This window comes from Thalassotalea litorea, from assembly GCF_005843925.1.
In the GTDB taxonomy this organism is placed as follows: Bacteria; Pseudomonadota; Gammaproteobacteria; order Enterobacterales; family Alteromonadaceae; genus Thalassotalea_A; species Thalassotalea_A litorea_A.
The window spans coordinates 84288-97107 of record NZ_VCBC01000003.1 but is presented as its reverse complement, the minus strand read 5'-3'; the positions used below and the strand labels follow the sequence as shown (position 1 = coordinate 97107).

Here is a 12820-nt window from a genome sequence, read left to right as displayed (position 1 = left end):
TTATGAGTAAAAATGTTTATCAATTTGTGGATGTAAAAAGAATCGATCCACCGAAAAAAGCCATCGACGAGCGTAAACAGGCTTTTGTTGAAATCTATAACCCGTTAAGCTCTGAGCAAAGCAGTGGTCAGGCAGATCGTTGTCTTGATTGCGGTAATCCCTATTGTGAATGGAAATGTCCGGTACATAACTACATTCCACAATGGTTAGAGCTCGTGACTGAAGGCAAGATTTTTGAAGCCGCGGATTTGTGCCATCAAACCAACAGTTTGCCGGAAATGTGTGGTCGCGTCTGTCCTCAGGATAGATTGTGCGAGTCGGCCTGTACGTTAAACGATGAATTTGGTGCCGTTACCATAGGGAATATTGAAAAATACATTACCGATACGGCATTTGCGCAAGGCTGGAAACCAGATTTATCTCACGTTGTACAAACCGATAAGAAAGTTGCGGTGATTGGCGCAGGCCCTGCAGGACTAGCCTGTGCAGACGTGTTAACGCGGCATGGCGTTAAAGCCGTGGTTTACGACAAACAAGCACAAATTGGCGGTTTGTTAACGTTCGGGATCCCATCATTTAAGCTCGAAAAAGATGTCATTCAAAAACGACGTGAAATCTTTGAAGGCATGGGGATCGAGTTTGTCTTAAATACCAATGTCGGTACCGACATTGAATTTTCTACCCTGTGCGAACAATACGATGCGGTTTTCCTTGGCCTGGGTACATACACAGATATGACGGGTGGTTTTACCAACGAAGGTGCGTCAGGCGTTTATAACGCACTGGATTACTTGATCGGTAATACGCAGCACGTCATGGGGATCACCGAAAACGCCAAACCTTATACGAACTTTGCCGATAAGAAAGTCGTGGTTCTTGGTGGTGGTGATACGGCGATGGATTGTGTTCGTACAGCGATTCGACAAGGCGCGACGGAAGTGACTTGTGCATACCGCCGCGACGAAGCGAATATGCCTGGCTCTCCTCGTGAAGTTCAGAACGCCAAAGAAGAAGGTGTAGATTTCCAGTTTAACCTGCAGCCCATTGATATCAGCGTAGATCAAAACGGTGTCGCTAACGGTGTGACGTTTATTCGCACCCAATTAGGCCAGCCGGATGCCAATGGTCGACGTTCGCCAGAGCCAATTGCCGGCAGCGAATTCACCATGGAAGCGGATGCCGTAGTGATTGCCTTTGGTTTCTTACCAAGCCCGCCGCAGTGGATGAAAGATGCAGGTGTTGAGGTTGATGCTAAGGGCCGCGTTATCGCTACCGAAAAGTCGTCTTTTGCCTTGCAAACCAGTAAGCAAAATATTTTTGCTGGTGGTGATATGGTACGGGGTTCCGATTTGGTTGTAACCGCCGTTGATGAAGGTCGCAAAGCGGCATTAGGTATCCTGGATTTTGTTTTCTCAGATCAGTTAATTCAAATCCAGTCAGCATAATCGGCTAAACCTAAACCTTAACGGCTCAATATATGAGCTGATACCAAAAAAGAGCAGCACGAGGCGAAAGCCAGTGCTGTTTTTTTATGGGTGATGCGCCCCATCCCCCGCTTTTTCGCGAATCCCTGCTAGTTGCTGCCTTCGGTATCCCGCGCGAATTAGTTCTTTATATTCACCACAGTTTTGTTAGTCTGATTTCTCTTACATTTAACCATAAGAGTCAGTCGTCATGACCGCCGAAAGCCAAACAACAGAAAATACCCAACAACAATCAGCTGCAGAGTTAGATGAAGAGCAAAATGAACACCGCAGTAAAAAAGTATCCGTGCGCACCGGTCGTCGATTACAGAAAAAGAACGTAAAAAGTGATTATGATGTCATTGTTATTGGTTCTGGCATTGGCGGCCTGGTAAACGCCGCGCTGCTATCCTTGTCCGGACAGAAAGTCTGTGTACTGGAACAGCACTATACGGCGGGTGGCTTTACCCATGCATATCAACGTAAGGGATATGAGTGGGATGTTGGCGTGCATTACATTGGTGAAGTACACCGCGAGCATGCGCCACTTAGGCGTATCTTCGACGTAGTCAGTGAAAATCGCCTGAAATGGCAAGCCATGGATGCGGTATATGATCGTATTTTCATTGGTGATGAATCCTATGACCTAACCGCTGGTACCGAAAATTTTATTGAGTCTCTGGTGGCAAAATTCCCGGAAGAAAAACAAGCCATCATTGATTATGTGCATCTGGTTAGAGATGTCAGCTATCGTTCAAATAAGTACTTTGCGTCCCAGGCAATGCCAAAATGGTTAGCGAAAGTGTACAACAAAGTGCGTCCCAAACTCTTGCGCAGAGAATACTTTCAAACCACCTATGAGGTGCTCAGAAGCCTGACCGATAACGAGCAGTTAATTGGCGTATTGACTGGTCAATGGGGTGATTATGGGTTACCGCCTAAACAGTCCAGCTTCATGATGCATGCACTGTTAGTAAAACACTACCTAAACGGCGCGGCTTATCCTGTTGGTGGTGCTTCCTCTATTGCCCGGGAGATTATCCCGACCATCACCCAAAACGGTGGTGATGTATTTACCGACGCTAAAGTCGAACAATTGCTCATTGAAAATAATCGAGCCACAGGTGTTAGATTAGCCAATGGCATGGACATAAAAGCCCAACAGGTTGTCAGTAATATCGGCTACCAAAATACCGTCCGCAAGCTACTTCCTGAATCGGTACAAAGCCAGTTCAAGTTAACAACACAAGCTGACAAGCTGAAGTCTTCCGGTGGCTCCCTGTGCCTTTACGCGGGCTTTAAAGGTTCCGCTAAGGAACTGGGATTAGATACAACTAACCTTTGGATTTACCCAACCGCTGACCATGATTTTACCGTTAGCGAGTATGAAAAGTCCTGTGGCGAAGACAACTTCCCTATCGTCTATATCAGTTTTCCGTCCAGTAAAGATCCTAAGTGGGATGAACGTTTCCCAGGCAAGTCAACGGTAGAGATCGTCACCTTGTCGAATATGGAATGGTTTAAGCAATGGCAAGGCAGTGAGTGGAATAAACGCGGCGAGGATTATGAAGCCCTGAAAGAGAAACTATCTCAGCGATTGTTAGCGGTGCTATTTAAACATCGTCCACAACTCAAAGATGCTCTGGATTATTATGAGCTTTCCACGCCATTATCCACCGAGTTTTATCAGCTTAATGACAATGGTGAAATTTACGGCTTAGAGCATAGCCTGGAACGTTTTAAAAACTCATCGGTTCATACCGAAACGCCGATTAGAAACTTCTATTTAACCGGTGCGGATGTGATCACCGCAGGTGTAGGAGGTGCAACCATGGGCGGGGTGATCACCACCATGCGGATGATGGGTATGAAAAAAGCCAACAGCATTCAAACCCTATTGCGGGGCAAATAGCCCCGCACATAGGGCCTTCGCATGGGGTCAGAGTCAATTACATTTATTCTAAAATCAATAAATTCAGTAAGTTAATCTCCATTCATTGATGACTCTGACCCCATTATAATTTCGTTGAAGATTTATCTTCTCCCCAAAATTCGCAAGATTCGCAGAAACAGATTGATGATATCGATATAAAGCGCTGCAGCACTATCGATAGCATTGTCATAAGTTTTTGGAATCGCATTGGCACGAGCCCAGTCATAGCCAATATAGCCACAGAAAATCGCCACCACTATCCAGTCTATGATCCCGTGATGGGTATTAAAAATAAAGATCTGGATAAGCTCAACAATGATCACACAGATAAGCGCAATGGTTAGGCCACCAACAATTCGTTGGAAAAATGCCGGATACATGGAGCCTAATAACATCATCACGAAAGTAACCAGCCCGGTGGTGCGAATTGCCTCTGAAACGATCTCCGGATTATAACCACTGACAACAAGGTTAATAATCAATCCAAACGGTAGCACGACAAAGTTGTAGCCAATAAAGCTGACAATGGGTTTTTCAGAATTATTAAATAAGTAAATTCCGAAAAAACAGGAGGCGAAATAACCACCAAAGAAAATCCATGGATTTATGCCGCTGATGGATTCTACGGGGATATATTCCACCATCATCCAGTTGACCCAAAATCCCCACAGCAAGGTTAAACCTAGCACTAGGTTGTAGGTCATTGGGCTAATAATTTTGTCCGTAGTGGACGTTCTTTCAAAAACACTGACTTCCATATTTACTTCCTTTTATTCCATTAAAAAATATTAATTAAAAATCTACCATTTCGACTGGCTTTGCACTGGAAACGCCTTCGCCACTTTACTTACGAAAGATGTCTGTTCGGCTGTCGCATTGCCGTCAACTTCAATAATTCGATTCAGTAACGCGTTAACTGAATCAACCTGTTCTGGCGAAAAATCGTCATAGGTGCGCTCTATACAACGATCGGGGTTATCGTAAAACTCCTGACCATTGCCAATCAAATGCACACTCGAAGACAATAATTCTTTGGCCTGCGAATTAGACAGGTGAAATTCACTTTCAAACATATCGACAATCGCCTGCTTTTGCGTTGCGGTAATATCGCCATCGGCTTTGGCGGCACCGACCACATACAAGGCGGCGACGTCCATTGGAGAGTCCAGCTTAAATACCGGATTTAAATCATGATTATTACGATATTTGCGGCGTCTGTGCCAGCTAAATGGGTTGAGCCAGCCAATATCTAAACCTGCTTCACTCAGACGATTAATCAGAATAAGAATGGTGATAATGGAGCCAATGACTCCGAGGATAATATGCATATGTACTGCTCCCTGTATTCGCCCGTTGTTGTAATTGTTTTGTGGGCTGCTGCAAATTTAACCGCACCATTAAATCACATTTAATTTGATAGGTCGAACAGGGATAGCAGATGGGGACAGAGTCATTAAGATATGCCGTCTAACCCATTGATAGCTAACAAAAACATAATCAACAAATTGACTCTGACCCCATGAAATTAGGCTTTAGCGGCGGCAGCGCGTGCCTGGTGCAGCTTCTTGTAGCTGTCAATCAAGCGCAGGTGCTTATCTAAGCCTTCCAGCTTCATGCTGGTTGGTGTCAGACCTGGGAAACGGATTTCGCCGTAAACGGTACCAATCACGGTTTCCATCACCTCTTCACCAAACATACGGCTTAGATTATGAATATAATCGTCCAGCTCTAAATCTTCTTCCAGAGCAATTTCCAGTACCGCATGCACTGCCTGATAAAACAGGCCTCGCTCTACCGTATTGTCGTTGTACTGAAGGAATTCCTCTACCAGTTCCTGAGCCGTTTCGGCTTCACCAATGGCAAGGTAAATCAGGATCTTAAGCTCAAGAATCGTCAACTGTCCCCAAACCGTATTTTCATCGAATTCAATGCCTATCAAGGTGATGATATCAATGTAATTATCCTGCTGACTCTCTTCTAAACGCGCCACTAATGCACTTAACTGCTCTTCATCAAGCTTGTGAATATTTAAGATATCTTCACGATAATCTAATGCTTTGTTGGTGTTGTCCCAAATTAAATCTTCCACCGGATAGATTTCCGAGTAATCTGGCACCAGAATACGACAGGCAGAAGCACCTAGTTGATCAAATTCGGCGACATAAACTTCCTTGCCCATATTCTCAAGAATACCGAACAGATAGGCACTTTCTTCTTCATTGCTACCGGTAAAATCCCACTCCACAAAATCATAATCTTGCTTCGCACTAAAAAAGCGCCAGGAAATAACTCCGGTTGAATCAATAAAATGTTCAACAAAATTTTCTGGCTCACTTACCGCCATACTGTTGAACGTAGGTTTTGGGACATCGTTTAGGCCTTCAAAGCTGCGTCCCTGAAGTAGTTCCGTTAAACTTCGCTCCAGCGCCACTTCAAAACTTGGGTGGGCGCCAAATGACGCAAACACGCCACCGGTTTTCGGATTCATTAGCGTCACACACATCACCGGAAACTGGCCGCCCAATGAAGCGTCTTTAACCACGACAGGAAAGCCCTGAGCTTCAAGACCTTGAATGCCCGCAACGATCGCCGGATAATTGCCCAGAACCTCTTCGGGTACATCCGGAAGGACGATTTCCTGCTCGATGATTTGCCGTTTCACCGCGCGCTCAAAGATTTCCGATAGACATTGAACGTGCGCTTCCTGATTATTATTCCCCGCACTCATACCGTTGCTGAGAAATAGGTTTTCAATCAGGTTCGAGGGAAAATACACGGTTTCGCCATCGGATTGGCGAACATATGGAATGGTGCAAATGCCGCGATTAACATTCCCAGAGTTGGTATCAATCAAATTTGAACCGCACAGTTCGCCACTCGGGTCATATATGTCGCGGGTATATTCATCCAAGATACCCTGTGGCAATGAATCGTCATCCTCGAGCTTGAACCACTTTTCATTGGGGTAATGAACAAATTGCGCATTGGCAATCTCTTCACCAAAGAACTGGTCATTGTAGAAGAAGTTACAATTTAGACGTTCGATAAATTCGCCTAATGCGGAGCATAATGCGCTTTCTTTGGTCGCCCCTTTACCATTGGTAAAACACATCGGCGATGCGGCATCACGTATGTGTAAAGACCAAACGTTTGGCACAATGTTCCGCCAAGACGACACTTCTATTTTCATCCCAAGGTCCGCCAGCATCTTGGTCATATTGGCGATCGTTTGCTCCAGGGGTAAATCCTTACCAAGAATGTAGGTCGTATCATCTTCTGGAAATTCGGTAAGCATGGCATTGGCGTCTTCATCAATACTGTCAACCAAGTCCACCTTAAACTCAGGCTCCGTTTGCACGACTTTCTTCACCGTACAACGATCAATCGAACGTAAAATGCCTTGTCGGTCTTTTTCAGAAATGCTTTCCGGTAACTCTACCTGGATCTGAAAAATCTGGTTGTAACGATCTTCCGGGTCGACAATATTATTTTGTGAAAGACGAATGTTATCGGTTGGAATATTGCGAGCGTTACAATAAACCCGAACAAAATATCCCGCACAAAGTGCCGATGATGCGAGAAAATAGTCGAATGGACTTGGTGCTGAGCCATCGCCTTTATAGCGAATCGGTTGGTCGGTAACAACGGTGAAATCATCAAACTTAGCTTCAAGCCTAAGATTTTCTAGAAAATTTACTTTAATTTCCATTAACTGGTCTCCGCAATCATGCGTGTTCAGGAGGGACTTAATATGGGGGCAATTATAAATTAATGTGCCCGGTTACACATTAATTTAATGGGAATAACTTAGTTATCAGCGTTTAGCACCTAAAGTGTCATGCAGGTATTTTGGTAAAGGCGTGATACGGTCTGGGCGACATTGTTGCCAATAATGAGCAGTTTGCCACAGTAGAATTGCCAGGGTCACAGCCAACTCCATCACCCAGCTCACAGCCAATTCAACACGGACTTGCGTACTAAATTGCGCCCTAAATTGCCCATCAAGATGTGCACCAACATAGTGCACCCGCACAACTTTGGTCAGAAAACCAACAGCGACGTTTTTTGAAATCACCACAACGCCCCGTTTTAAGGCAATTTCATCTTGGTACGCTTGTTGCTCAATATTTAATAGCCCAGATCAGTCCCGGATAACAAATAAGGTTGGCATTTTGCAAAACGAATACATCATTTCAACGGATCTCGACGGTACACTACTCGATCACCACACTTATCGATTCAATAAAGCCATGCCGGCATTGGAGTATTGTGACAATGCTCAGGTCCCAATTGTGTTCAATACCAGTAAAACCTTTATTGAAACCGAACGACTTTGCAAAACCCTGAACAATAACCACCCGTTTATTATCGAAAATGGCTCGGCACTTTATATCCCCAAGAATTATTTTACTAAAGAACTGGATAGTAAAATTCCTCGTTATGATGCCGGTGCTTACTGGCTGTATAAATTTGGCCTTAACCGCTCTGAAATTTTATCTCGCCTCACCACATTTAACGCCCAGCACCCCTATAAATTTCGAGGGTTTAATGCAATGTCTGGACGAGAGCTTTGCAAAGTTACCGGCTTGAGCTTAGATCAGGCTGCCAGTGCTCAGGAACGACAATTTTCAGAACCGCTTTATTGGCAGGATAGCGACGAGAACCTGCAAAACTTTGTCAAACATTTACAGCTATTTGGCTTAAATGTGATCAAAGGCGGACGGTTTGTCCACGTACTGGGACAAAGTAATAAAGCAAAACCACTAACCTACCTCAAAGAATTATACGAGCTAAATAGCGACAACCAACAAACCGTGATCGCCCTTGGCGATAGCGACAATGACAAAGACATGCTCCATTGCGCCGATATCGCAATCGTGATTGCCTCCCCGGTCCACGAAAACCCAGTTATCGACAAACATCCGCATTTAATCCGTTCGCGCTACCAAGGGCCTGACGGCTGGAACGACGCAATTTTAACCCTATTGCAGGACAATGCTTAATCCACTAAACAGATACTAAGGAGATCTTTTATGGGTGACTTTTATCAAAACGGAATCATTACGACGTTACACAATTTGTCCCGCCGTCCGGTCGAAGATATGGAAGAAGAGCTAAAAGAGTTTAGTAAGGTTCGGCCGATGGGGTTAGTGCTGCCATCCTTATATTCTGAGCTGGAAACCAAAGCGCTACCGAATATCATTGAAGAGCTCACTAAAGTCCCCTATTTATCGCAAATCGTTATTGGTTTGGATCGGGCCGACGAGCAGCAATACCGACATGCGTTAGAGTTTTTCTCAAAGCTGCCGCAACCGCATCAGGTATTGTGGAATGACGGCCCAAGATTAAAAGCCCTGGATAAAGAATTGCAGGCGTTAGGACTTGCCCCAGAGCAGATGGGTAAAGGGCGCAATGTCTGGTACTGTTTTGGCTATACGCTGGCCTGTAACCAGGTGGAATCCATTGCCCTTCACGATTGTGACATTTTAACCTACGATCGCAACTTACTGGCTCGCCTGATATATCCGGTTGCAAATCCGAAATTTAACTACGAATTCTGCAAGGGGTTTTATTCACGAATTGCCAATGGCACCCTGAATGGTCGAGTCAGTCGCTTGCTTGTCACCCCGCTCATTCGCGCATTAAAAAAGTTGGTCGATGATACCGAATATCTGGATTACCTCGACAGCTATCGCTATGCCCTGGCAGGCGAATTTTCGTTTAGAATCGACGTGCTCAATGATTTACGTATTCCCAGCGACTGGGGTCTGGAAATCGGTGTACTGGCAGAGATGAAACGAAATTATGCCACGAATCGCTTGTGCCAGGTCGATATTGCCGATGTCTATGATCATAAACATCAGGATCTGTCTCAACATGATGACTGTGGTGGTCTGTCGAAAATGTCGATTGATATTGCCAAAGCTTTGTTCAGAAAATTAGCGATCCAAGGCACGGTATTTAACAACGGTACCTTCAGAACTTTAAAAGCAACCTACTACCGTATTGCCCTGGATTTCATCGAAACCTACCGCAATGACGCCATGATCAATGGTCTTAAACTGGATGTACACAAAGAAGAACAAGCCGTTGAGCTGTTTGCCGAGAACATCATCAAAGCAGGCAATAAGTTTTTAGAAGATCCCATGGAAACCCCATTCATTCCAAGCTGGAACCGAGTAATCAATGCCGTGCCGGATATTTTCGAACGTCTAAAAGCTGCCGTTGAAGCGGACAATCAGGAATTTGCAGCGCATATACAGAAAAAATCCGCTTAATCAGAAAGGTTTGCGGGCTAAAGGCTGTCCGCAAACCTGACATATTATCGACAAATGTACAGCATCAGGAGTCTCACCAACAATGTCCTCAGAACTCTTACAACGGGTCGAAGCGCATTTAAGCGTAATTTATCCTAAAGAAGATAGTAACTTTCTGGCACAACAATTGATCCGCACCATGGGGATCCCAGACGATACTCATTCTCCTGCGCCATTTACAAACTTGTGGGACGAAAGTGACATATATCTCATTACCTATGGCGACACCTTACTCGATGAAAGCAAAGGCCCTGATTACAAACCACTGAAAAACCTCAACCACTTTGTAAAAAACTATCTCAATGACGTCGTCAGCGCGGTTCATATCTTACCTTTTTATCCTTATAGCTCTGACGATGGTTTTGCGGTGATTGATTATTACCAGGTCAACGAAGGATTGGGAGATTGGCGCGATATTCGGGAAATCAGCCAAGATGTCAAAGTGATGGCTGATGTCGTGATTAACCATTGCTCTGCACGAAGTGGTTGGTTTGAGAACTTCAAACAGGGTAAGCACCCGGGCAAGGATTTTTTCTTTGAAGCCTCTCCGGCAGAAGATACATCCATGGTCGTGCGCCCGCGAACCCATGATTTGCTCAAAGAAGTGGTCACCAGTGATGGCAACAAATATATCTGGTGTACATTCAGTCATGATCAGGTGGATTTTGATTTTCGTAACCCTGTCGTTCTGAATGAATTCATCAGTATTCTTAGTTTTTATCTTGAACAAGGGATAACGATTTTCCGTTTTGATGCCGTCGCATTTTTATGGAAAGAAGCGGGAACAACGTGTATCAACCTGCCACAAACCCACGAAGTTGTGCGCTTAATGCGATTGTTGGTAGAACATAAAAATCCGCAAGCGGTCATTATTACCGAAACCAATATCCCCAACCGACAAAATTTAATGTATTTTGGCAATGCCAATGAAGCCCACGCCATCTACAACTTTTCGTTACCACCATTGTTAATCAATACGTTAGTTAATGGTGATTGCACCCATTTAAAAACCTGGCTGATGTCGTTACCGCCGGCACAAAATGGCACTGCCTATTTTAACTTTATTGCCTCCCACGATGGCATTGGTCTGCGTCCGGTCGAAGGTATGTTAAGTGAAGAAGAAACTGACCTGCTCATCAATACTATGGTTAGTTTTGGTGGGCGTGTTTCCTGGCGCGCCCTTAAAGGTGGACGCAACCAACCCTATGAAATCAATATCAGCCTGTTTGATGCCATGTCAGGCACCGTTGATGGCTTAGATGGCCTACAAAAACAACGCTTTATTTGTGCTCACACGATAATGCTTGGTATTGAAGGGATCCCAGCGATATACATTCATAGCTTTGTTGGCACGCAAAATGATATTGAACGGGTTAATTTAAGCAATCAAAACCGCTGCATCAATCGTCATAAATGGGATTATCCGAATCTGCAGAGCCATTTAGGCAATTCCTTTAGCCACCATGCTCAGGTATTTGACGAAATGACCGCATTAATCAAGCTGCGTAAACAGCAAAAAGCATTCCACCCTAATGCCACTCAGTTTACCCTGCATTTAGGGGTTCAGCTATTTGGTTTCTGGCGCCAAAGTCTGGATCGACAGCAAAGTATATTTTGTATTTCCAACGTCACCTGCGAGCCTCAGGAACTGTCACTGGCGGATCTTAATTTGATTGATCTGGACGAATGGCGCGATTTGATTACCGCACAAGACTTTACCAATGTAAGGGACTGCATCAGTTTAGCCCCCTATCAAACGGTTTGGATTTCTAACTAGCCTCTTGAAGCTTCTGAATTTTTTCCATCTTACGTACATAGGGGCGAAACCAGAATTCAACAAACAGGATTGCATAAATCAAAGGTTTTAAGGATAGTGCCAGTCCTTGACTCATTTGGGAGAAAACTTGTGGGTTGTGAATCGCCAGTGTAATGGCGCTCACCAGCGATACAATTGCGCCGATGCCATACGCGGTGCGATTAACCATCTTTCCCTGTGCTATCAAAGTATCAATGTCTTTGACATAACTTGGATAACGGACAATCCACGAAGTGTTATCGAACAATCGATAGATGGCTTTGATGCCATGATTCATTACTGCCATGGTAAGCGTTAGGCCTATTACCAGGCCAAAACTTGCAAGCTCCCACTTACCATGGGTACCGGTCAATAAAATGATCGCCGGGATACATAACCCAAGTATCAATAAGCCGAATGCTCCACCCCAGTCATAGCTGTAGCTGATTGACTCACTGCATTTAGACGACTTCGAAGCTTGAGATGATTGAATGGATTCAGCTTCAACAGAGCTTTCCAGTTCATTGACTTCAACCCCAAAAGCATTGGCTAATGCCGCTTTAGTAGACAGGGAAAAGCGCCCCTCTTTTTCAACCCTTTGAATGGTTCGCTCACTTAAGCCCGATATTGTCGCCAGCTTTTCCTGAGACCAACCACGTTGGCGGCGCAGTTCACTGATTTTATTGTTATTCATACGCGACCAGATTTAACTGTGACAGAAAGAAGAAATAAATATACCGTTTGCCAGAGGACAAGGCCACGATATTTTCCCGACAAAAGCCCGACAGTCTCCTGACAAACAGTGAAAAACAACGGTTCAGTATCTGTTTATCAGCAACTATCAAGTTTTCTGACCAATATTCACTGCGTTGATAATCTTCCCCGAACTAAGGTTTACCATCACCAACATTCAACCAACTCACTTTCGAGTTGATAAAAATATGGGTACCGGCAGGAAATAAGAGTCATTCCATCTCTGGCAGCCGAGCCTTACGCAATAACATCTTTCATCCCCCGCCTGATAGCGGCGATAACGACTCAAGATTTAAGCTCGGTAGAGCCTATAGCGCCAAGATGAGGTTTTACCGGGGATAATTTTTTGCCACAAGGGTTCACTCACACAATTCGCTTTTGATTGCTTTCGCGATTAAACTAATCCAAATTTATTATGATGAAAATCTCTATAAATATCATAATCAAATACGTTAATATCAGCATTGAATGAAAGCGTATCTTCATAGACGGCAATATCATGGCAAACGTTTCTGCTTAGTCAGTGCATTGTTTAGAGTGATGAAATAATTTTGACGCG

Annotated in this window: 10 protein-coding genes; 5 read left to right on the top strand and 5 right to left on the bottom strand. The window is 44.4% G+C overall.

From position 1 onward, the window contains the following. Positions 1-2: 2 nt before the first annotated feature. Positions 3-1445 (top strand): glutamate synthase small subunit GltD family protein, encoded by a 1443-nt coding sequence (locus tag FE810_RS02365; RefSeq protein WP_138318430.1) that lies wholly within the window; start codon positions 3-5, stop codon positions 1443-1445. A 229-nt stretch (positions 1446-1674) separates the two neighbouring features. After that, on the top strand, positions 1675-3375 hold the full coding sequence (locus FE810_RS02360) for a phytoene desaturase family protein (protein WP_138318429.1): 1701 nt from the start codon (positions 1675-1677) through the stop codon (positions 3373-3375). Positions 3376-3497: 122 nt separating this feature from the next. On the opposite strand, the gene FE810_RS02355 is transcribed toward FE810_RS02360, so the two are convergent. The 4 genes from FE810_RS02355 to FE810_RS17035 form a co-directional block, all read right to left on the bottom strand. Beyond that, positions 3498-4154, bottom strand: a complete 657-nt coding sequence (locus tag FE810_RS02355; protein ID WP_138318428.1) for a Bax inhibitor-1 family protein — start codon at positions 4152-4154, stop codon at positions 3498-3500. A 42-nt stretch (positions 4155-4196) separates the two neighbouring features. Then, positions 4197-4724, bottom strand: coding sequence for a tellurite resistance TerB family protein (locus FE810_RS02350; RefSeq protein ID WP_138318427.1), 528 nt, complete (start codon positions 4722-4724; stop codon positions 4197-4199). Between the two features lie 197 nt (positions 4725-4921). Beyond that, entirely contained in the window at positions 4922-7105 is a 2184-nt protein-coding gene (locus tag FE810_RS02345) for an OsmC domain/YcaO domain-containing protein (RefSeq protein ID WP_138318426.1), read from the bottom strand. A gap of 105 nt (positions 7106-7210) precedes the next feature. Beyond that, positions 7211-7471, bottom strand: coding sequence for a hypothetical protein (locus tag FE810_RS17035; protein WP_171022219.1), 261 nt, complete (start codon positions 7469-7471; stop codon positions 7211-7213). A 97-nt stretch (positions 7472-7568) separates the two neighbouring features. Here FE810_RS17035 and FE810_RS02340 point away from each other — a divergent pair, with 97 nt between their 5' ends. From FE810_RS02340 to FE810_RS02330, 3 genes are all read left to right on the top strand, one after another. Then, positions 7569-8399: an HAD-IIB family hydrolase gene (locus FE810_RS02340; RefSeq protein ID WP_171022217.1), complete on the top strand. Its 831-nt coding sequence runs from the start codon at positions 7569-7571 to the stop codon at positions 8397-8399. 30 nt (positions 8400-8429) lie between these two features. Continuing rightward, positions 8430-9674, top strand: coding sequence for a glycosyltransferase family protein (locus tag FE810_RS02335; protein ID WP_138318424.1), 1245 nt, complete (start codon positions 8430-8432; stop codon positions 9672-9674). Positions 9675-9756: 82 nt separating this feature from the next. Beyond that, positions 9757-11490: a sugar phosphorylase gene (locus FE810_RS02330; protein ID WP_138318423.1), complete on the top strand. Its 1734-nt coding sequence runs from the start codon at positions 9757-9759 to the stop codon at positions 11488-11490. On the opposite strand, the gene FE810_RS02325 is transcribed toward FE810_RS02330, so the two are convergent. Next, positions 11483-12202 (bottom strand): helix-turn-helix transcriptional regulator, encoded by a 720-nt coding sequence (locus FE810_RS02325; RefSeq protein ID WP_138318422.1) that lies wholly within the window; start codon positions 12200-12202, stop codon positions 11483-11485. The genes FE810_RS02330 and FE810_RS02325 overlap by 8 nt on opposite strands. Between the last annotated feature and the right edge of the window lie 618 nt (positions 12203-12820).